The sequence below is a fragment of the Oryzifoliimicrobium ureilyticum genome, assembly GCF_037199735.1.
Classification (GTDB): Bacteria; Pseudomonadota; Alphaproteobacteria; order Rhizobiales; family Rhizobiaceae; genus Rhizobium; species Rhizobium ureilyticus.
This window is the reverse complement of the sequence record NZ_JBBBVQ010000009.1, coordinates 183,656-202,974: the sequence shown is the minus strand read 5'-3', so window position 1 is coordinate 202,974 and position 19,319 is coordinate 183,656. Positions and strand designations below refer to the sequence as shown.

At 57.5% G+C, this 19,319-nt stretch carries 21 protein-coding genes; 12 read left to right on the top strand and 9 right to left on the bottom strand.

The window, feature by feature from the left end:
* Positions 1-43: 43 nt before the first annotated feature.
* Positions 44-964, top strand: coding sequence for a PRC-barrel domain-containing protein (locus VQ830_RS14455; protein ID WP_337268830.1), 921 nt, complete (start codon positions 44-46; stop codon positions 962-964).
* A gap of 121 nt (positions 965-1,085) precedes the next feature.
* A complete protein-coding gene (locus VQ830_RS14450; protein ID WP_337268829.1) occupies positions 1,086-1,412 on the top strand; it encodes a hypothetical protein in 327 nt (108 codons plus the stop codon).
* Here VQ830_RS14450 and VQ830_RS14445 read toward each other — a convergent pair.
* Positions 1,403-2,311 carry a DMT family transporter gene (locus tag VQ830_RS14445; protein ID WP_337268828.1) on the bottom strand — a complete coding sequence of 303 codons (909 nt, stop codon included), beginning with the start codon at positions 2,309-2,311 and terminating at the stop codon, positions 1,403-1,405. The two genes, VQ830_RS14450 and VQ830_RS14445, sit on opposite strands and share 10 nt — an antisense overlap.
* 138 nt (positions 2,312-2,449) lie before the next feature.
* Between VQ830_RS14445 and VQ830_RS14440 the strand changes: the two genes are divergently transcribed.
* The 3 genes from VQ830_RS14440 to VQ830_RS14430 all read left to right on the top strand — a co-directional run bounded on the left by VQ830_RS14440 (position 2,450) and on the right by VQ830_RS14430 (position 4,804).
* Positions 2,450-2,887: an Lrp/AsnC family transcriptional regulator gene (locus VQ830_RS14440; RefSeq protein ID WP_337268827.1), complete on the top strand. Its 438-nt coding sequence runs from the start codon at positions 2,450-2,452 to the stop codon at positions 2,885-2,887.
* Positions 2,888-3,117: 230 nt separating this feature from the next.
* On the top strand, positions 3,118-3,912 hold the full coding sequence (locus tag VQ830_RS14435; RefSeq protein ID WP_337268826.1) for an aldolase: 795 nt from the start codon (positions 3,118-3,120) through the stop codon (positions 3,910-3,912).
* 61 nt (positions 3,913-3,973) lie between these two features.
* Entirely contained in the window at positions 3,974-4,804 is an 831-nt protein-coding gene (locus tag VQ830_RS14430) for an EamA family transporter (protein ID WP_337268825.1), read from the top strand.
* A gap of 31 nt (positions 4,805-4,835) precedes the next feature.
* On the opposite strand, the gene VQ830_RS14425 is transcribed toward VQ830_RS14430, so the two are convergent.
* Positions 4,836-5,366: a P-loop NTPase family protein gene (locus tag VQ830_RS14425; RefSeq protein WP_337268824.1), complete on the bottom strand. Its 531-nt coding sequence runs from the start codon at positions 5,364-5,366 to the stop codon at positions 4,836-4,838.
* 121 nt (positions 5,367-5,487) lie between these two features.
* Here VQ830_RS14425 and VQ830_RS14420 point away from each other — a divergent pair, with 121 nt between their 5' ends.
* Complete coding sequence (locus VQ830_RS14420; RefSeq protein ID WP_337268823.1) at positions 5,488-7,380, top strand: ABC transporter ATP-binding protein; 1,893 nt, start codon at positions 5,488-5,490, stop codon at positions 7,378-7,380.
* A gap of 19 nt (positions 7,381-7,399) precedes the next feature.
* Here the strand turns inward: VQ830_RS14420 and VQ830_RS14415 are convergent, their stop codons facing one another.
* From VQ830_RS14415 to VQ830_RS14405, 3 genes are all read right to left on the bottom strand, one after another.
* Positions 7,400-7,774, bottom strand: a complete 375-nt coding sequence (locus tag VQ830_RS14415) for a hypothetical protein (protein WP_337268822.1) — start codon at positions 7,772-7,774, stop codon at positions 7,400-7,402.
* A gap of 20 nt (positions 7,775-7,794) precedes the next feature.
* Positions 7,795-8,808 (bottom strand): glycoside hydrolase family 5 protein, encoded by a 1,014-nt coding sequence (locus VQ830_RS14410; protein WP_337268821.1) that lies wholly within the window; start codon positions 8,806-8,808, stop codon positions 7,795-7,797.
* A 141-nt stretch (positions 8,809-8,949) separates the two neighbouring features.
* The gene (locus VQ830_RS14405) at positions 8,950-9,918 is read right to left on the bottom strand and encodes an alpha/beta hydrolase (protein ID WP_337268820.1); all 969 of its coding nucleotides are present in this window, start codon (positions 9,916-9,918) and stop codon (positions 8,950-8,952) included.
* Between the two features lie 713 nt (positions 9,919-10,631).
* Here VQ830_RS14405 and VQ830_RS14400 point away from each other — a divergent pair.
* The 3 genes from VQ830_RS14400 (at position 10,632) to glf (ending at position 13,755) form a co-directional block, all read left to right on the top strand.
* Positions 10,632-11,297, top strand: a complete 666-nt coding sequence (locus tag VQ830_RS14400) for a glycosyltransferase family protein (RefSeq protein ID WP_337268819.1) — start codon at positions 10,632-10,634, stop codon at positions 11,295-11,297.
* 196 nt (positions 11,298-11,493) lie between these two features.
* A complete protein-coding gene (locus tag VQ830_RS14395) occupies positions 11,494-12,474 on the top strand; it encodes a UDP-glucuronic acid decarboxylase family protein (RefSeq protein ID WP_337268818.1) in 981 nt (326 codons plus the stop codon).
* A 150-nt stretch (positions 12,475-12,624) separates the two neighbouring features.
* Entirely contained in the window at positions 12,625-13,755 is a 1,131-nt protein-coding gene (gene glf, locus VQ830_RS14390; protein WP_337268817.1) for a UDP-galactopyranose mutase, read from the top strand.
* A gap of 72 nt (positions 13,756-13,827) precedes the next feature.
* Here glf and VQ830_RS14385 read toward each other — a convergent pair whose 3' ends face one another.
* Entirely contained in the window at positions 13,828-14,610 is a 783-nt protein-coding gene (locus tag VQ830_RS14385; protein WP_337268816.1) for a glycerophosphodiester phosphodiesterase, read from the bottom strand.
* Positions 14,611-15,086: 476 nt separating this feature from the next.
* On the opposite strand from VQ830_RS14385, the gene VQ830_RS14380 reads away from it, so the two are divergent.
* The 3 genes from VQ830_RS14380 to VQ830_RS14370 all read left to right on the top strand — a co-directional run bounded on the left by VQ830_RS14380 (position 15,087) and on the right by VQ830_RS14370 (position 17,265).
* Positions 15,087-15,845, top strand: coding sequence for an outer membrane protein (locus tag VQ830_RS14380; protein WP_337268815.1), 759 nt, complete (start codon positions 15,087-15,089; stop codon positions 15,843-15,845).
* A 226-nt stretch (positions 15,846-16,071) separates the two neighbouring features.
* Entirely contained in the window at positions 16,072-16,704 is a 633-nt protein-coding gene (locus tag VQ830_RS14375; RefSeq protein WP_337268814.1) for a histidine phosphatase family protein, read from the top strand.
* A 123-nt stretch (positions 16,705-16,827) separates the two neighbouring features.
* Positions 16,828-17,265 carry a YqaA family protein gene (locus VQ830_RS14370; RefSeq protein WP_337268869.1) on the top strand — a complete coding sequence of 146 codons (438 nt, stop codon included), beginning with the start codon at positions 16,828-16,830 and terminating at the stop codon, positions 17,263-17,265.
* Positions 17,266-17,321: 56 nt separating this feature from the next.
* Here the strand turns inward: VQ830_RS14370 and VQ830_RS14365 are convergent, their stop codons facing one another.
* The 3 genes from VQ830_RS14365 to VQ830_RS14355 all read right to left on the bottom strand — a co-directional run bounded on the left by VQ830_RS14365 (position 17,322) and on the right by VQ830_RS14355 (position 19,254).
* Positions 17,322-17,579 (bottom strand): hypothetical protein, encoded by a 258-nt coding sequence (locus tag VQ830_RS14365; protein WP_337268813.1) that lies wholly within the window; start codon positions 17,577-17,579, stop codon positions 17,322-17,324.
* Between the two features lie 21 nt (positions 17,580-17,600).
* On the bottom strand, positions 17,601-18,083 hold the full coding sequence (locus tag VQ830_RS14360; protein WP_337268812.1) for a GNAT family N-acetyltransferase: 483 nt from the start codon (positions 18,081-18,083) through the stop codon (positions 17,601-17,603).
* Positions 18,084-18,207: 124 nt separating this feature from the next.
* A complete protein-coding gene (locus VQ830_RS14355; protein ID WP_337268811.1) occupies positions 18,208-19,254 on the bottom strand; it encodes an alpha/beta hydrolase family protein in 1,047 nt (348 codons plus the stop codon).
* Between the last annotated feature and the right edge of the window lie 65 nt (positions 19,255-19,319).

The following is a 19,319-nucleotide window of genomic DNA, read 5'->3' as shown; positions in this document are numbered from 1 at the left end:
AGGGATTTTCCCGTTTTTCGCTTGGCGAGCATTTTTCTTTCCGATGGTCAGCGGTTCTGTCGGAACCAATCCCGACATCATCGGTTCGGTTTTTATGGTGTCTGCTGAGGACAGCGTGACGCTGCTAGCGCGCCGGCAGTATGGGCTTCGGAAAGGGATTTCCGAAAGCCTGGTGCTTCGATCTAAAGAACGACCCGCCTTCCCATTGCATCTTTTCGCATCGGTGGCGCCGACGTTTTTCTTGATGGCGCTTGCCTTGTTCCCGGGTTCTGGAGGTTTTGCGATGAAATATCTTCCTTCCGCGTTCTTTTTTGCTGCTTTCCCGCTCGCGGCGTTGGCGCAAGCCCCTGGCGGGCAGCCGCCGGCCGCGGAGACGAACCAGAACAATGCGCACGGCGGCATCAACGATATGCGGCCGCAAGCCGAGACAATGGACGGCGTCGCAGGGCAGTCCACGCAAACGCCCTTCGTCAGCGCACCAATGGCAGGTGCAGCGCGTTTCAGCGATTTTGAAGGTAAGGATGTCTATGGCGCCGAGGGTTCGAAGATCGGCAAGATCAACGACATTCTCATCGGCGCGAATGGAACGGTCGAGGCCGTTGTCATCGGCGTCGGCGGTTTCCTTGGAATGGGCCAAAAGGACGTCGCTGTCGATATGAAGGCGCTGCAGCTTGACTCCGGCCTCGGCGCGGGCCGTGCCGACGCAGCGGTGTCGGGAGAGACAACAGCCTCAACCACAGATCGCGGCAAGGCAGAGGGTGCTGTGCCACAGGGAGAAAATAGGGGTGGGGCGACGGCGACGATGGGCGGTGGCAATGCAGGCGCTGCCCGACCCGGCGCGCCCCAAGAAGCGGCGGAGAATACCGGTAAAGGTGCGCTCCCGGATCGACTCACTCTTAAGGTCACCCGCCAACAGCTACAGGATGCGCCGGCCTTCGAACGGGCGGCCGATAAAGCCAAGTGAGCCAGTGGCGGCTTAGGTCGATGTTGTAACAGTGGCCTTTCGGGATCAGACGGCAGGCTGCAGGCGCATCGGGAGCCCGATGCACCACATGCCGGGATGGCCAGAGTGAGGAGATATTAAGATGACCAATTCCAGAAACATCGCCTGCTTAACCTTTGCAGCCTTTGTCTTCATGGGCGGCGCGGCGCCGCTGATGGCGCAGCAGGGTAATCCTTCGGCACCCGGGAGCAATTGTCAGGCGCCGCCGCAAGGACGCACCAGTCCCACGCAAAATGGGCAAACGGCGGCTGGAGGTCCCAGCCTCAATGACTGCAATGGTGTTCTAGCGCCACCTGCTACAGGCGATCACGGCCTTGTCACGCCGGCGCCGCAGAGCGGGAACATGCCTGTCATCAAGCCCGGCGACCAGCCAAAGTCGCAGCCTGGCGAAACAGCGCCTCAGCAGTAGCGCCCATGCTGCTTCAGGCGCCGACGCCGGATCGGTATCGACCAGCCAAAGGTCGAACCCGCGGCTGCGATGAGAACAAGGCCAATCCCGGCGAGCTGGACAAGAGCCAGGCGCGTGCCCAGAGCGCCTGCGTCAACCAGAAGTGCAACGACAGGATAGATGAAGGAGAGGGCGCCTGTCAGCGCCGTCGGAAGTTTCTGAATTGCCCCATAAAGCAGAATATACATGAGACCGGTATGGACGATGCCGATCGAGGCGAGCACAGCCCAGCCAGCAGGCTCTGTTGGCCATGACCCTAAGCTCGCAAACGGCATCATCATGAATGTGCCGATCGTCAGCTGGATCAGCGCGATGAGATGCGGCGGCGTGCCTGCAAGTTTCTTGGTAATGATCGCCGCGACGGCATAAAAGAAGGCAGCGCCCAAAGCCAGAACGATACCACGGGCATATTCGCCGGGGAGAGATCCAGTCGGCGGATTTGCTTCGACGATGGCAAGCACGCCGATAAAGGCGAGAGCCAACCAGCCAAACTTGCTTGCCGTCAGGCGCTCCTTGAAAAGAAGGCCGCCCATGAGGGTCAACATGAAGGGCTGTGTGTTGTAGACAGCGGTTGCGACCGAGATAGAGATATGCGGGTAGGCGGCAAAGAGCAGCAGCCAGTTGACGACGAGCGCAGCGCCGCCGATTGACGCAAGCCCAATCTGCCGCCAGCCCATGGCATGCCGATGAAACAACCCCATGACAGCACAGACGACAAGCAGGGTCAGCGCTCCGATCAGGCAACGCGCGAACACGATGGTCGGGATTGGCTGGTTCGACAGCATCACGAAGAGGCCAATGGTTCCTGAAATCATCATGGCGGCGCTCATTTCCATGACACCACGGCTGCGGCTGTTCATCTTCCAAATCTCCACTGACGATGTGGCAATCCTAGTAAGGCCGAGCTTCAGCATCCATATCTTTTCGAAAGTCAAAGACTTGATCTGCCTATCATATGAAGGCAAATTCATCTCTTTATCTGGTAAAGGGAGGTTGGGATGCTTGATGCCGTTGATCGCCTGATCATCGATGCGCTCACGAAAGATGCACGAATCTCCCTCAAGGAACTGGCGCAACTCGTGGGCCTGTCTTCTCCCAGCACCTCCGAAAGAGTAAGGCGTCTTGAGGAGCGTGGCGTGATCAGCGGTTTTACAGTCGAGCTCTCGCACGAAGCCCTTGGATACATGCTGCAGGCTATCGTGCGGATCAGGCCGCTCCCCGGCAAGCTGCATATCGTTCAGGACCTCATCAATGAGACGCCCGAAGTGGTCGAATGCGACAAGATCACCGGAGACGATTGCTTCATCGCGAGGTTGTTCGTGCGCTCCATCAGTCAGCTGGACGAGATTCTCGATCGGATCGCCGATAAGGCGGAGACGAACACATCGATCGTTAAATCCCAGCCGGTCAAGCGCCGGCATCCGCCGCTCGCTTGACCGTCAAACAGGCAAGCATGGCGTATCGCCGTAAAGCTTTCCGATCCTCATTGCGACAACCATTGAGCACGTTGCGTGGCTGTTTGCCACACCGCAGGTTCCTGCTCGGATCCGCCTGTTGAAATATTCCGAGAGGGAAGGATGTTTCGCTGGAAATCGGACTTCGGAAACTGCTTTTATCGAGATATAGCATCTTCCTTAACTGAAATTGCGAACCTTAGGAGGCCGGTTTGGCTCATCAGCTTTCGACGTCCAACCTGGCCTCTTCCAGAGGGCCGAACCAGCCGGACTTGGAGACAAAGGAAATCTGGCAGGCGCGTGTCGATCTTGCGGCCTGCTTTCGCATGGCCGCCGAATATGGGCTGGAAGAAGGGATCTGCAATCATTTCTCTGCCGTGGTGCCCGGTTATGACGATCTCTTCATCGTCAATCCCTATGGCTACGCGTTCCGGGAGCTGACGGCATCGATGCTGTTGGTCTGCGATTTCCACGGCAATGTCGTTTCCGGAAACGGAACGCCAGAAGCCACGGCCTTCTACATCCATGCGCGGATCCATAAGAACATTCCCCGCGCCAAGGCCGCGTTTCACACGCATATGCCTTATGCGACGGCGCTATCGATGACCGAAGGCGACCCGCTGATTTTTGCCGGCCAGACTTCGCTCAAATTCTATGGCCGGACCGCTGTCGATAGAGATTACAACGGTTTGGCGCTGGACGAGCGTGAGGGAGACCGCATCGCGGCTGCGATCGGCGATGCCGATATCGTCTTCATGAAGCATCATGGCGTGATGGTCTGCGGTCCGACCATCGCCGAGGCCTGGGACGATCTCTATTATCTGGAACGCGCTTGCGAGGTGCAGACGCTCGCGCTGTCGACGGGACGCAAAGTCGTGCCGGTGGCGCACGAGATTGCAGAAGCTGCTTACCGACAGATGCGCGAAGGCGATCCGGAATCAGCGCGCCTTCACCTGGACTCCATCAAACGCGTGCTTGATCGCACGCAGCCCGATTATGCGCAGTAATGACAATGCCTGACAAAGCGCAAGAAGCCGCTGCGTTTCAGGCGCGGACAGGCCGAAGACGATGAGCCCCGTCGTCATCGCCCTGGCGCTGTTTGCCGCCATTCTTCACGCCAGTTGGAATGCTTTTCTGCATCATGGCGGCGACAGGCTCTGGACGGTGACGGTCATGAGCTTTGCCAGCACGGTGGCGGCTATCCCCTTGATGCTGCTTCATCCCCTGCCGCCCGGCGATGCCTGGATCTACATAGTTTTGTCTGCCGCGCTTCAGACGGCTTATAGCGTGTTTCTGGTTGCTGCCTATCGGTTCGGAGAGCTTGGACAAGTTTATCCCATCGTGCGGGGGACAGTGCCGCTGCTGGTCACGGTGATCGGCTTTCTGGTCACGCGCGATCTATTGGCCTTCCATCAGGTTGCCGGCGTCATTCTGGTGGCCCTCGGCATTTTGAGCCTCCTCATTGGAAAGGCCAGGGCATCTGCGCCTTCGATCCTGCTTGCCATGTTGACAGGCGCAATTATCGCGACTTACGCAACCGTCGATTCCATCGGTGTTCGCCGGGCCGGCGATAGCGGCGGCTATGCCGCCTGGGTGCTGTTCATTTACGGGCTTTTCCTGCCAGCGACTTTCATGGTGATCCGCAGACGGCTTTCCGTCGATTTCAGGTCGCCCGCCACCTGGAAGGCGCTTGGCGGCGGCCTAGTTTCGATGCTCGCCTATGGAGCAGTCGTGGCTGCCTTCGCGCTTGGTCCGGCCGGACCGATTTCAGCACTGCGTGAAACAAGCGTCGTCTTTGCCGCACTGATCGGATGGCTGTTCCTCGGAGAACGACTATCGGCGCAGCGTGCACTTGCCTGCGTCATCGTCGCGGCGGGGGCGATTCTCATCGGGCGCTGAGGTTCAAACGGTAACTTGGCCCTGCGCCTCATCAACGGAGCTGGGTCTGGTTCTCCGCTTTTTCCAGAAGCGCAGTCATGCCAGCCCTTTGTTTGATCTGCAGCTTATTACCTTTAAAGGCTTCGAACAGCCGCAGATGGCCGATATGGCTGCTGGAGTTGTCGCGGATCCTGTACTCGCTGACCCAGGTGACTAATTCTTCAAAGGATTCCTGGCTGCCGCCGCCCTGGATACCGCGTTGCCTGATATTGGCAATGCATTCGGCTTCCGGCAGGTCGATCCAGATGAGAGTCGTCGCCCGCTCCAGCACCCTTGAAGCAAGCCAGCCATAAACACCTTCGATGATCCAGGCCTCTGCTTTTCCTGCTTCCTCGACTTTGCTGACAACGACATCATTGCTGCGCGCAATCCCATAGTTTCCTGGCTCCCAGCGAAGATCGTCGAGATGGATGACGGGCAGGCCCGTGTGCCTCGCGAGCTTGCGGGACAGCCAAGTCTTTCCGCTACCGCCGTTGCCGATGATCAGGATACGGGGCAACTCAAGGTCGTGTTGATCGTGCATATCATCTCATTTCGTGGTCATAGCCATCATCTTTTTAAATTTGAGATTGCAACAAGAAGATGATCCTATCGCCTCTCGCGTCACTTGAGTCCTTCGGTGTTGAACAAGAAGAGAGCAGTCGATGTCGTTTTCCGATGCTATCTACCGCCCTTTTGAAAGGCTGATCCGTCCGCTGGAAATCCCGTACCGTCCGCTTCCCTCGAAAGGGCCGGTGGCCGTTTTACTTCATTTTATTTCGATGTTTCGTTGGCCGCTCGCGGGCTTGGCGTTTTCCTCTATGGCTTTTGAGGTCATGAATCTTGGGATAGCCTGGGCGCTATCAAAAATCATCGACGGGGTTAGCCAGCGCGGCGCCAGCGCCTATCTCATCAGCGATTGGCCGATCCTTGCCTTTCTTTGCCTTCTGATCTTCCCGGCAATCCCGATCGTCAGTTTTCTGATGAATACGCTTAATTCTCATACTCTAAGCGTGGCCATGCCAGCAGCGATCCAGTGGCAGGGACACAAGGCTGTCGAGCGGCAGGATCTTTCTTTCTTCCATGACCTCTTTGCTGGCCAGGTAGCGTCACGCCTCCAACAGGTCGCATCCGCCGTCCAGCAACAGATCCTGCTCGCCTTTCAGACGGGGCCGCGTTTTGTGGTGCAGATGACCGGCTCGCTCGTTCTTCTGTCCGCCTTGGCATGGCAATTGGCCATTCCGGTCCTCTGCTGGATCTTGGCGAATATTGGTCTTGCTGTGAAGATGGCGCCGCTCTTTTCCGAGCGTGCGCGACGCACGGCCAAGCAGCGGAGTATCGTGTCCGGTGCCATTACCGATCTTTACAGCAACATGCAGATGATCAAGCAGTTTGCCGCGGAGGATAGCGAGGCTGGCGCCATTCGAGGGATCATTCAGACGGCGGTCAAGACTCAGCACCACGAGCAGCGTATCTATCGGAGTTCAGAAGTTATCGTCGTGGTTTTTAACACCCTTCAATGGCTTGCCGTCTTTATCATTGGCTTTTCGGGGCTGCTCAAAGGCTTCCTGACGATCGGGGAGTTTGTCGCAGCGATTTATGTTCTGCAGCGGCTTTCGACACAGACCTTCGCTTTCCTGCAGATGGGCCAGCAGATCTTCCAGGCGATCGGGACGATCAAGGATGCCATGCCCGTGATGACGACACCTCCCACAATCACGGACAAAGCGGATGCCGTGCCGCTCCATGTTTCTCGGGGCGAACTCCGCTTCGATGCGGTGCACTTTGCCTACAAGAACGGAAAGACTGTCATCAACGATCTTTCGCTGACCGTTCGGCCTGGCGAGAAGATCGGACTTGTCGGGCTCTCAGGCGCCGGCAAGACGACGCTCGTCAGTCTTTTGCTGCGGTTTTACGATATTCAATCGGGCGCAATTCTGATCGATGGGCAGGATATCAGGGCTGTTACGCAGGCGAGCCTTCGCCGCGCCATCGGCGTCATCGCCCAGGATGTCGCGCTGCTGCACCGCTCCGTTGGCGACAATATCCGTTACGGACGGCCGGAAGCGAGCCGAAAGGAACTAGAAGACGCCGCCAAGGCGGCAAAAGCCGACCTGTTCATACACGATCTCGTCGACGGCGAGGGGCGCAGAGGCTATGAGGCCTTCGTCGGCGATCGCGGCATCAAGCTGTCCGGCGGCCAAAGACAGAGAGTAGCAATTGCGCGCGTGCTTTTAAAGGACGCACCGATCCTCGTCCTCGATGAGGCGACTTCATCACTCGACAGCGAATCCGAAGCAGCCATTCAGGAAAAGCTCGACCTCGTCATGGAGGGAAAGACGGTGATTGCCATTGCGCATCGTCTCTCCACCATCGCCAGCATGGACCGGATCGTTGTCATGGATGCAGGCCGAATTGTCGAACAGGGAAAGTTGGCGGAGCTTATCGAGCTCAACGGTCTCTTCGCCAGACTGTGGAAGCGGCAGACCGGCGGTTTTCTTCCTGAGACCATCGATGGCGAAGAAGCGGAAGATAGTTCCGCCAGCTCGAGGCCATGACGCTTTTGCGAGGGTCCTACTACGGCAGCGCCGTGAAGTTCGAGCAGATGCTTTGAGCAAGCGGGCGCAGCTTTTCGCCGCGCGCGGCAAACCGGATGTCGGCAAGATTTGCGCAGGCCGCTCCGGCTGTTTCGTTTTTGCAGGCAAGGGTTTCAGCCGATGCCATTTGCTTTTGGACGCTGGCTGGCTGGCCGTCCTTGTATTTTTCCAGCGCATCGCGGAGGTCCGCCGGCTTGAGCTGATCGAGTTTCTTGTCAGGGCAGATCTGTTGCAATTGCTTGGCATAGGCATGCCAGGCCGGGGCGGTGGGCTGCGTCGCGTTCTCGGCCATGGCAGGGAAAACGAAGGCGGAACCTGCGGAGAGGGCAATGATGCTGAAGGCAATGTGTTTCATAGGATTTTTCCTTAAAAAAGCTAATGCAGTATCGTATTGGTGCTTGGAATAAGGGCTGTGTAAATGGGTTTGATCCAGCTATCGCTTTTCAGGTCATAGGCACTAAAGCTGCTCTCGAACTGCCAGTAGGCCCAGGCAAAATGATGGGCTTCTGCGGTGCGTGCGATGGCTGCAGTCCACGCCGCACGATCGGGCATCGCGGCCTTCTCGTAAGCGCCGAACTCGCCCACGAAGATCGGTCTGCGATGCTCTTCAGCCCACCGCGCCATGACCGCAAAATTGTCCTTCATCTTGTGTCGGTCGGCTTGGCTGCCCCAGGGAACGCCGGTCATGTTCTCGCGGCTCGGATTGGTCCAGGTCGCCCCCTGGTGGGTGAAAGCGAAGGGGTCGTAATAGTGGATCGTCACGATGATGTTGCGATCTGCCGCGGGCAATTCCAGGGCATCGAGAGAGCGGAAATTATTGGAGTTGGCAGGACCAATGACCACCCAGCGTTTCGGGTTTGTCTTGCGCACGACGGAAAGAAGCTCCGGGATCATGCTGTTCCATAGAGCGGGCGTGATGGCTTTGTTCGGCTCGTTCATCAGCTCGAACAGCACGGAGGACGGCGCGTCCTTATAGCGCGGGGCGATCTGTTGCCAGAATGCGAAAAGCTTCGTTCGGCAAAGCTCAAAATCCTGCCCGCAGACGCGATAGTCATGCTCGTCCAGGATCACGTTCAGCTTTGCTGCCGTGGCTTGATGCACCACGCTATTAAGTGTTTTCAGCCAGGCTTCATCGAGGCGGTTTTGGGCATCCATATGGCAAAATGCCTGAAGATTGACCCGCACCGTCTGAAAGCCGCTGTCGTGGAGCATCTTGAAATAGCGCGGCTTGAAGTGTGCTTCGTCCGGATTTTTCCAGATGGGATCGTAACCGAGAATATTGATCCCGCGTCCGAGCCGAGCGGCGATATCAGAGGATGTTTCGGCGACCGCCATCGAAAGCGCTATGCTTGCGAGAAGATAAAGTGCGATGATCAGAAGCTTCTTCATGCTCTCTCCAATCCATCCTCGGGCTGCGGACAACAGCCGATGCGCTATGGAACCAGATATCAGACGAAGGCTCGCGCCCTCAGGCGCGGCGCCTTTGGCACAAACTGTTGATCTTGCTTGCCGCCAAAAAGGCGACAGGTATCAATTGATCTGACGCGGAGCCTGTTGGGGAAGCGCCTTCAACGTGTCGACAATTTCGCTTGTCGGTTTTCCCGCCGCGCAAAGCCCTGTCGCCGTTTCGGCGGCATCCATCAGGTCATGATATTCGGGAGGCGGCGCTTTCTCGAGAGGCAGGAACGTCACGTCCTGGCCCGCCTTTTTCAAGGCGTCCACATAGGGTTGCTGAAGCGCGAAACGCACATTGGTGTCGCGGGGGTCGGCGAGCACAAAAATGCGGCGCGCTGGATCCGGTTTGAGCGCGCTCGTCTTAGAGATCGGATCGATTATCTGCGGGTCGCCGGCACGCTTGTTCTGCCGGGTAAAGCCGCGCCCGCCTGCAGGTGCAGACGAGATCACCGCGCAGGCAAGGTCCTTTCGGTGATTGAGAAACTCAGCCACCAGCATGCCGCCGCCGCTATGTCCGCCAAGGGCTAGGCGCTCGATATGATACTTGCGCTTCAGCGCATCGAGCGTGGCGGAGACAATGCGCGCTTCGAGCGTCGTGTGGCGCATGTGGTGGTGACGCCCGGCGCTGCCGTAGCTGCCAGGTCTCGCGATGAAAATATAGGGGACCTTGAAGCGTGCAAAAAGCGCGGCTTCCTGATCGATGATCTGGTTGACGCCAACCCCTGCAAGGTGTTTCGTCGCCGGCCTCTCGTGAGGGCCCATGATATCGCCATGCAGCCAAACCGCGGCGATCGGATTTTTGTCATCGGTGCGAAGTCCCGCCGCATAGTAGCGTATGCAGTAACCGGTCCCATCGATCCGAACCATGATGCCGCTATTTTGACGCTCCAGCGCCAGGCATGCCTCGTAGCCGATCTTGATGTCGCCGGCCGCAGCAGCCGGATCAAACATTTCGCCGCTTTTGACGGACTGACCGAACGCATTGCCGGCCATCAGCAATAGGCCGGCGAGGCAGGACATCTGCCGAAATATTCTGGCGATCATCGGGTGTATTCCTGCTCGATCCGACAACGCCCGGCATCGACCTGCTGATGGGCCGTCAGTTGGCTTAAAAATTGACGATCGGCAAAATGGAGAAGGTCGGCAGGGCAAATCATGAGATGCTCGCAAACAAAAGGCTAAAAATGCAAATCGCTAGATCTAAGTCTTCACTTAACGCCCTTTTTTGGGCAGCCACAAGACAATTGTTGACGAGTTGAATTGCAGCGATTGTGTCAAGAAAATTAGAGCTGCGCTCATCCATCAGGGGACAACGAACTTGTCCGATAAACTACATTTTGTTGCGGGGCTTTGATCTCCCCAAGGACTGATAGACGCATCCTCATAATGTCCTGGTGCTTGGCCTGAAGCCTGGGGCTTCTACTGGAAGGCTGAGGCGTAATCTGCTCACCATCCGAACAATAAGCGTGCTATCTTTCCAGACTGTTCTTTAACGCACGGTCTCGATGCTGCGCTCTACTTGGTCTCTGCTTTTGCAATCCAGCTTCGGTCAAGCAACACAGTCCATCTTTGAGGGAATTGCCGCACGAGGACATGAGGACCAGGTGCGTACTGCATAAGACGGCTGCACGAAACTAGCGTGGCTCTACGAGAGCGTGATGTCACGCCGGCTTTATTCGCGACGAAACGAGATCGGCGAACGGATCTCTGCGGCGCGTGGTCAGCGACCTGCTTCTTTCACTCCACGAAGGCTTATCATGAAAGACACCAAGCTTATCTTTATCACCTGCACCTATAACCGGCCGCTCCGCCTGGCTTATATGCGCAGGCACATCGACCAGATCTTCTCCAAGATCGACAACTACATCTGGATCATCGTGGAAGATGGTGACAGCCTGGACCCTGCTGTTGTCTCTCTGACCGCAAACCTCAACGTCGAATATATGGCGATCGGACCGACCAAGGACAAAGGTCACGTTCAGCGCAATGCGGCACTCGAATATGTGCGCGACCAGCGGCTGGAAGGCGTTGTCTACATCATGGACGATGACAATCTCGTCTATCGTCCCATGGTCGATGAGTTGCGTAAGGTTAGCCGCTTCTCAGCGTTTCCTGTCGGCAACTTGGGACCTGTTGGCATTGAGCGTCCCGTCGTCGTGAATGGCAGGGCTGTTTTCTGGAGCGCCAACTGGCCCGAGCGGCCTTTCCCGATCGACATGGGCGGCTTTGCCTTTCCGTCGCATCACCTCTTCGAGCAGGCATCGCCACTTTGGACCTATGCCGGGATGGGTGGGGAATCCGAGTTCATCGCCCGCTTTGTCCAGTCAAGCGACGATATCGATGTAAGCCTTTGCCACCACAATCGCGTTTGCCTCGTCTTCCACAACGAGCCGATCGATTCGGCTTCGCGGATGGAGTTCTAGGCATGATCTTCAAGCGCGGCCAACGGCCGGTGCGGCAATGCATGGTCACTTCGACGGGGTCGGACCTTTGCGCATGGGCCGGCCAGCACATTCGCCGCGCGGATGTTCTGACGCAGCATCAGATCGAGCAACGTTCGGTTTGGTGCTGGTCGCTCTCGTTCCATGACTTGAACCGCCGGAGAGGGGATCAGTTACAATGACAGAAAAGCGTAGGGCGCTCGTCGCCGGGGGCGCGGGTTTTCTGGGGCTGCATGTGTGTCGCAGGCTGTTGGCCGAAGGCTTTCAAGTCGTCTGCCTCGATAACCTTCAGACCGGTCGCATGACGAATATCGTTCCGTTGATCACCGATCTGAAGTTTTCGTTTGTTCACGCTGATGTCCGCGGCGATCTTCCCGACGGCGACTTCGACGAGATCTGGAATCTCGCTTGCCCGGCTTCGCCGCCGCATTATCAGATAGACCCTGTCGACACGCTGCTGATCAACGTGCTCGGCATGAAAAACCTGCTCGACCTTGCGGTCAGAACGGGAGCACGCATCTTTCAGGCATCCACCAGTGAGATCTATGGCGATCCAGAGGTGCATCCGCAAACCGAAAGCTATCGCGGCGCCGTCAACACGATCGGGCCGCGCGCCTGTTACGACGAGGGCAAGCGCGCTGCCGAAACGCTCTGCTTCGATTATCACAGAAGACATGGTGTCGAGATCAAGGTCGCCCGCATATTCAATACCTATGGGCCGCACATGGATCCACGGGATGGACGCGTCGTATCCAACTTTATCGTCAGCGCCCTCAAAGGCGAGCCCCTCGAGCTTTACGGTGGCGGAACACAAACCCGTTCGTTTTGCTATGTCGACGACCTGATCGACGGCTTCTTCCGACTCATGCGGTCGGACGCCTCGATCACCGGACCGGTGAATATCGGCAATCCGGGTGAGTTCACGGTTCGCGAACTGGCAGATATCGTCCTCGAAATGACCGGCAGCCGCTCCGACATTATCGATAAGCCGCTTCCAAAGGACGATCCTCTGCAGCGTAAACCGGACATTACCCTGGCGGGCCGGTTGCTCGGTTGGTCGCCCAAGATTTCGCTGCGCGAGGGCCTAAGCCGTTGCATTCCTTATTTCGCGGGCGAGGTCGGTATTGCCTTCGAAGACATGCGAGCCACTGGGACCTGACGGATCGGTAGAACCAAAAGAGGTGGCGGAACGAACTCGACAACTCGTTCTGCCACACAAACGACCGGCCTTTGGGTCGGCAAGTGTATTGCAAGGATTTCCCGCAGAGGCGCATCAGGCCTTTCCGGTTCATAGGGGCGCAAGGGCATTATGAAGAAGCATTACGACTGGCTCATCGTTGGAGCGGGCTATACCGGCTCGATCATCGCAGAGCGGCTCGCAACACAGGCTGGCAAGACCTCGCTCGTCATTGATCGTCGCAACCATATTGCAGGCAATGCCTTCGATCGCCGCAACGATGCCGGTGTGCTTTACCACCAGTACGGCCCTCATGTGTTCCACACAAATGCGCCTTCGATCGCGACCTATCTCTCGCAGTTTACCGAGTGGCTGCCTTACGAACATCGCACGCTGGGCTCCATCGATGGTCGTCTCGTGCCGATTCCGTTCAATCTCACCTCGCTGCAGATCCTCTTTCCAAAGGCGGAAGCCGATCGGCTGACGAAGATCCTCATCGAGACCTATGGCATGGACCAGAAGGTAACGATCCTGAAAATGCGCGAGAGCCCGATCCAGGGCGTGCGTGATCTCGCTGAATTCATTTATCAGAACGTCTTTTATGGCTATACGACCAAGCAATGGGGTCTCACGCCTGAGGCCCTTTCTCCGTCGGTGACGGCGCGTGTCCCGGTTTACGTTTCCTACGACGATCGTTATTTTCAAGACACATTCCAGAACATGCCGAAGCTCGGCTACACCAAGATGTTCGAGCGCATCCTTGGCCAGCCGGGTATCGATGTCTCGCTGGAAACCGATATCAAGGATCTCGGCAGCGAGGTTACCTACGACCGGTTGCTTTATACGGGGGCAATTGACGAATATTTCAATTATGCACTCGGCGAACTTCCTTATCGCTCTTTGCGCTTTGACTTTCAGACCTACCGACAGGGCCGGCATCAGGCGGCCGGCCAGCTCAACTATCCGATGAGCCACGATTTTACCCGTATTTCAGAAATGGCGTATCTGACGCAGGAATGGTCTGATGTGACGACCGTTGCCATCGAGTATCCGATGGCGCATGTGCCCGGCAAAACCGAACCTTATTATCCGATCCCACGCGACGAGAATCACGAGTTGCACAACAAATATATCGAACTCGCTGAACGGGAGGCTGCCAATGTGGTGTTTGCTGGCCGCCTTGGCGATTACAAATACTACAACATGGATCAGGCTGTAGGCCGCGCGCTCAGCGTCTTTGAAAAGACGATCATGGGCCGATAGGCCAAGGCAGGCAGGTCGCGACGGCGCAGCTCTCGCGGATTGTGGCGCCGCATACCTCCGAGGCTTTAAGCCTCAAGCCCAGGCGAAGAGGCCGCTGCGGTGTTCTGATCTGGCGGCGATGGCCAGATCCGGTCGGTCGCTGGTAAAGCTGGCAATGCCCAGGCGAAACATGGTGCGTGCGGCTTCGCTCGTATGGGCGGCCCAGGCGTGAAGTTTGATATCATGGGCGTCGAACAGAGCGGCGAGATGGTCGTCGATCGCATCGGCGCGCAGCCCGATCTCCCGAACATCGAATGTCGAGAGACAGGACAGAATGCCTCTGAAACCGAGCTGGGCCATGGTGCTGGGTGAACAAAGCCATAGGGCGCCGAGAAGATCGTCCGAGGCCAGACCATGTTCATCGAGGGCGGAAAGAAACGCTTCGAGCGAAGGCAGCTGAAACGATGTAATCATGCTTCGGGTCGCCATGCCACTTTCGGAGAGCAGGCGCAGGAGGTGACGCTCCATATTGTCATAGGTCGTGCCGTCCTGGCGCGCCTTGATCTCGACCCGCAGATTGACCTTAGACGGTCTCATGATGTCGATGACTTCCACCAGCGTCGGAATGGTCTCGCCGCCTGTGCCAATGATGATATGGCGTGACAGTTCTTCATAGGTCATGTCGCCAATCGGCCCGTGCCCGCTCGTCATCCGGTCGATCGTGGCGTCGTGATGAACCACCAGCACCTCGTCCCGTGTCTGGTGAACGTCAAACTCCACGAGGTCGACATCCATTTCCGCGGTGTGACGAAAGGCCAGGCGGGAGTTTTCCGGCCACAAGTCTCGACCACCGCGATGAGAAGCAATCAGGGTCATCGGCAACTCTTTCCTATCCAAACAGCCGGAGATCGGGATTGTCCCAATATCAGGTCATCTCAAATATTGGTCGTCTTCCAGGCGAACGAAGATCCGTCGATCTGCTGTTGCCTGCAACTGCTGCCAGTCGTGTTCGCGTCCGACAGCAGTAGGCCGTACTTTGTCGCTGCAATCAACGTCACAGAGCGGAAAATTGTTCGTGAACGGCGGCCTACCAACCAAGGAAGTCAGATGGAACGATGTGGAAAATGATCAGTAAAAACCGCTCCTTCACCGTTAAGTGACTGAAGCCGTGCAGAAAAACTTATTTTAACCACGATCCTCAGTAGTTTTGTGGCAAAACTGCAACTTCAAGGGGCCGTCTTCGGGCAATGTCCCAAAACCGTAATGCATTTTCTGGTTATTTCCGCAGAGCATCCTATTATTGAACCCATAAAGCGGGGCAAGGAAATTGCCTCAAGAGCAGGGATATGATCATGACCATTGCGACACGCCTTCTCGTAGCAGCGCTGCTTTCGACGGCAAGCTTCTCAGCTGCCAGCGCAGCTGATCTCATCGCGCCTGTCGAACAGCCGGTCGCAACATCGACATCGGGCTTCTACCTGGGATCGATCAACGAGATCAATTTCCTCAATAATACCAACTTCGCTTCTGGTGGCTTTGGCGGCATCAGCGTGAACACGGATTATGACGTCGGCTTCTACAGCGCGCTGCGCGCCGGTTACAACTTTGGCTCGATGGGTTTTGTAGCGCCCCGCGCTGAAATTGAACTTGGCTATGGTTCGGCCTCTGTCGACGAACACAGCGTATCGGGCGTAGGGGGCGTTGGCTCCATCAATTCCTATGGCGACGCCCGCACCTTCCAAGGTTACCTGAACGGCTACCTCGACATTCCGCTGGCGACCGATGGCGCCTTCAGCGCGATCACGCCCTATGTCGGCGCCGGTGCCGGGTTTATCAACCTTGATCTTCGCAAGCAGGGCGTCGGCCTCGCAGGTGTTGGGACGCTAATCGACGATAGTGCAACGAAGTTTGCCTATCACTTTGATGCCGGCGTTGGCGTGAACCTCCAGAACATCTTCAAGAATACATCAGTGTTTGAAGGCACGGTTCTGGATATTGGCTATCGTTACACTGGAGCTGACAGCTTCAACTTCACGGCGGTTGATGGCACCGAATCCAAGACGAATTTCAGCACCAACGCGATCACGCTTGGCCTGCGCAAGCAGTTCTAATCGACTTTGCCTGAATGACTTGTGCGCCGGGAAGAGACCTTTCTTTCCGGCGCAACTGTTTTTAGCGACATGACAGGTCATCGCTTGTCTCGGCTCCATCTTGTCCGGTGCGCGCTGTGCGTTGACAAGAGGATCCGTGACAACAGCGGGAAGCGTGTTGTCGGTCTTCTGCCGGGTTCGCTGACAAGACACGGGCTCTCTTGGCCTCAACAAATAGAAGCGCGCCATGGCGATCAAAACCATCTTTGTCGTGACCCATCCGCAGTCTGTTCACCATGTCGAGGGCAGGGTGGGCGGCTGGTACGACACGCCGCTGACGACGCTTGGCCGGCGGCATGCCCAGGACATCGCTGAGCGGCTTGCCACGCTCACGGCGGATCATACTGTCGAGATTTTCACATCGGACCTTTTGAGAACAGCCGAAACCGCGGCGGTGATCGGGCAGCGCCTGCGACAACCGGTTGAGGCGATGCAGGATCTGCGGGAAATCAGCTATGGGGTTGCCGGCGGCAGACCGCAAAGCTGGCTTGACGCCAACCGCGTCGCTCAAGGCGGCGATCGGCTGGATGACGATGGCGGCATTGAGGGCGCGGAATCTCGCCGCGCGTTTGCGACGCGTATTTATCGTGCGGTTGAGGTTATTATCGAACGGCCGGCGCCGGTGCAGATTGTAGTCACGCATGGCTTCGCGCTGACGTTTGTGATCGCGGCCTTCATCGGCTTACCGATAGAGGCCGTCGGCAAAGTGCATTTTGCTTGCGCATCGGGCAGTATCACGCATCTTGCCGAGGACGCGCATCGGCGCAACCGTTCTGTGGTGCAACTTGCCGATATCTCGCATTTGACTGCCGTTCTCTGATATCAGGTGCGTCGATCACCGCTCCTTGAAAGGAACTCGCACCATTTTTCACCTTGATAAGCTAAGGCGGTCGCCCTGGCCCGCCGCTCGATGCGGCCTGTGGCGGAAGGCACCATCCCCATGATGATCGAGCTTGCGGGCTACGGCGGTCTTTTCCTGACGGCGCTTGGTGCCGCCACCATCGTACCGATGCAATCCGAGGCTGTCTTGGTCGGGCTTATCCTCAGCGGCCGCTATGAGGTCTGGCTGCTGGTGGCTGTCGCGAGCCTCGGCAATATCCTCGGCTCGCTCGTCAACTGGTGCCTCGGCCGCTTCATCGAGCGCTTCCGCGACAGGCCCTGGTTTCCGGTTTCGGAGAAAGCCCTGGCGCGGGCGGAGGGGTGGTATCGTCGTTATGGCAAATATTCGCTGCTCGGAAGCTGGCTGCCTATCATCGGCGATCCGATCACGCTGGTTGCCGGCATCCTGCGCGAGCCTCTGCCGTTGTTTCTCCTGCTGGTCACCATTGCCAAGCTCGGTCGCTACATCGTGCTCGCTCTTGCGACGACGGGCGTGATGTAGCGCATCTCCTCGGGGAAGTGGAAAGAGCTTACTCTCTCATCTGCGTTTCGACTCCTTCAGGATCGCGATCTGTTGCTGCCACGCTCGGCGATGACAAGACTGGCGGAAAGCTGGTGGCTCAGGTGCGCGCAATAGGCACGTTCGTCTTGTCCAGGAATGATTGCGGCAACACCGGCGTCGTCGAGGTGTGCGAGCATGGCCGATACAGCTTCATCGCCAATTGTCGGCCCATAGGTCGCAATCCATGTCACCTGCCACAATTCTAGCAGGTCTTGATGGTCGCTCGGGGTTACTTCGCGAATTGCCAACGTCATCTTGCTCCGCCTATTGATCGCTCAAGCTGTCGGCAAATCACTCGCTTTGGACGTAGCTTGTAAAGTGTGCGAACGGTTCTTCGTAAAGCGAATGATATGGCTGTGCTCGATGCGCTTTCTCGGCTGCCAGCCACGGCGGATCAGGAATTGCGCGGCGCGGCTTTGGCCGTTGGTTTCGAGCCATATCCGTTCGTGCTCGGCAAAGAGAAATGTCTCTGCGTGCGCCAGCAGTTGTGTGCCGATGCCCCTGGCTTCATGCTGCGGGCGCACGAAGAGCGCAAAGAGCGATCCTTCCTTCCGGTCGGCCATGGAAAAGCCAAGTGCCTTTCCCCCGTCTTCCGCGATCCACAGACAGGGCGAAGCGGCCAGCCTTTCGCGAATGCTTTCTTCGGTGACATCTAGCGTTGCCAGCTGCTCTCGATCTATATCATTGTCCCGGGCGCTCATCCGGATTGCAAAGATTGTCTCGATATCCTCAGTCTTTCCCAGTCTGATCGTGCTCATGCTTCAGGCTCCTCTTCCCGCCCCAATCCCTGCTTTTCATTGGAATATGACAGGCGATTGACAGGAGATCGGGAGGGTGCGCCACTGATCAGTTCGTCGGATTTTCTATCTTGCAGTTGGCGGCTCAGACATCGCCTGTCGTACCGATGCGTTCAGGTTGGCGCGCGAAAAACCGGATCGCGCATTCGGCAACGTGATCGTGAACTTCTCTGCGCTGAATGCCGGGAGGATCGGCAAATAGTTCGGGCTCAGAGGCGAAGCCTGGCAGCGCGGCTTCCGGTAAGAAAACATAGTGGTCGACCCCGCCATGTACGATGTCGAGCTCGGGTTTTGTGGTTTTTGGGCTTTCGGTAGGCCCGCCGACATTGTCATGGAGGAAGCGCCAGCACTCGGCGGGAGCCTGCCGGTCGGCATCTGCGGCCACCAGAAAGACCGGACGTTGGATGGTGTGAAGGCTGTTTCTATCAAAGCCAAGAACGGATCGGCCAGGAGCAATGGCAAAGGCGCTTTTGATGCGATTGTCGCTATGATCATCGCGGCGGCGCTCCCATGCCTCGCGAAAGACGGGATTGTCGAAAAGCGCCGGCAGGCGGTCGGCGAGATCGGGAAATTCTCTCGGCCCACGGATGGGGCTTTTGACCGGGTTGTCCGGCTCGAACTGGGAATAGGCAATACGCGCCCCTACCATCAGCATCGCGGTGTAGGCGCCGGCGGAAAAGCCAACCAAGTGGGCGTCTTCGTCGATGTTTCCGCCCAAGGCTGCGCGCCAGGAGAGGTCGGACAGCAGCGCTGACAGATCGCGGGCGCGCTCCCACATACATAAGAAGCCTTCCGCCCGATAGGTTTCGCTGCCCGTATGGCCGTGGTGATCGACGCCCAGCACGACATAGCCTTGCTGAGCGAGACGATGGGCAAGCCACTCGAGCGCCAGCGCCGTTGCGCCAGTGCCATGCGACAAAAGGACGAGCGGAAAGCTTCGCGTGGATGCAGCAAGCGGCGCTTCGACGGCAACCGCCTCCCGCCTGAAGAGCGATTTCAGGGAAGAGCGCGTCGGCACCGCATCCTCGGCAGCCGTATACCAGGCTGTCCAGGCCAGAGGACGCGGCCGGCTTGCGTCCCAGGCCAGTCGTGCCGGATCTTCGCTGACGCCTTGCCTGAAACCAACGGACATACGCACGATCTTCCCAGAGCCTTCATTGGCCTTGCCTATAGAAATTGATGCCTGTTCGCGTTGTC

Excerpts from the sequence above, each read along its gene's own strand:
- VQ830_RS14420 (WP_337268823.1), top strand. The coding sequence starts at position 5,488 with ATGTCGTTTTCCGATGCTATCTACCGCCCTTTTGAAAGGCTGATCCGT.
- VQ830_RS14450 (WP_337268829.1), top strand. The coding sequence starts at position 1,086 with ATGACCAATTCCAGAAACATCGCCTGCTTAACCTTTGCAGCCTTTGTC.
- VQ830_RS14380 (WP_337268815.1), top strand. The coding sequence starts at position 15,087 with ATGACCATTGCGACACGCCTTCTCGTAGCAGCGCTGCTTTCGACGGCA.
- VQ830_RS14445 (WP_337268828.1), bottom strand. The coding sequence starts at position 2,311 with ATGAACAGCCGCAGCCGTGGTGTCATGGAAATGAGCGCCGCCATGATG.
- VQ830_RS14425 (WP_337268824.1), bottom strand. The coding sequence starts at position 5,366 with ATGCACGATCAACACGACCTTGAGTTGCCCCGTATCCTGATCATCGGC.
- VQ830_RS14385 (WP_337268816.1), bottom strand. The coding sequence starts at position 14,610 with ATGACCCTGATTGCTTCTCATCGCGGTGGTCGAGACTTGTGGCCGGAA.
- VQ830_RS14355 (WP_337268811.1), bottom strand. The coding sequence starts at position 19,254 with ATGTCCGTTGGTTTCAGGCAAGGCGTCAGCGAAGATCCGGCACGACTG.
- VQ830_RS14430 (WP_337268825.1), top strand. The coding sequence starts at position 3,974 with ATGAGCCCCGTCGTCATCGCCCTGGCGCTGTTTGCCGCCATTCTTCAC.
- VQ830_RS14365 (WP_337268813.1), bottom strand. The coding sequence starts at position 17,579 with ATGACGTTGGCAATTCGCGAAGTAACCCCGAGCGACCATCAAGACCTG.
- VQ830_RS14405 (WP_337268820.1), bottom strand. The coding sequence starts at position 9,918 with ATGATCGCCAGAATATTTCGGCAGATGTCCTGCCTCGCCGGCCTATTG.
- glf (WP_337268817.1), top strand. The coding sequence starts at position 12,625 with ATGAAGAAGCATTACGACTGGCTCATCGTTGGAGCGGGCTATACCGGC.
- VQ830_RS14400 (WP_337268819.1), top strand. The coding sequence starts at position 10,632 with ATGAAAGACACCAAGCTTATCTTTATCACCTGCACCTATAACCGGCCG.
- VQ830_RS14410 (WP_337268821.1), bottom strand. The coding sequence starts at position 8,808 with ATGAAGAAGCTTCTGATCATCGCACTTTATCTTCTCGCAAGCATAGCG.
- VQ830_RS14360 (WP_337268812.1), bottom strand. The coding sequence starts at position 18,083 with ATGAGCACGATCAGACTGGGAAAGACTGAGGATATCGAGACAATCTTT.
- VQ830_RS14395 (WP_337268818.1), top strand. The coding sequence starts at position 11,494 with ATGACAGAAAAGCGTAGGGCGCTCGTCGCCGGGGGCGCGGGTTTTCTG.
- VQ830_RS14375 (WP_337268814.1), top strand. The coding sequence starts at position 16,072 with ATGGCGATCAAAACCATCTTTGTCGTGACCCATCCGCAGTCTGTTCAC.
- VQ830_RS14370 (WP_337268869.1), top strand. The coding sequence starts at position 16,828 with ATGATCGAGCTTGCGGGCTACGGCGGTCTTTTCCTGACGGCGCTTGGT.
- VQ830_RS14440 (WP_337268827.1), top strand. The coding sequence starts at position 2,450 with ATGCTTGATGCCGTTGATCGCCTGATCATCGATGCGCTCACGAAAGAT.
- VQ830_RS14415 (WP_337268822.1), bottom strand. The coding sequence starts at position 7,774 with ATGAAACACATTGCCTTCAGCATCATTGCCCTCTCCGCAGGTTCCGCC.
- VQ830_RS14455 (WP_337268830.1), top strand. The coding sequence starts at position 44 with ATGGTCAGCGGTTCTGTCGGAACCAATCCCGACATCATCGGTTCGGTT.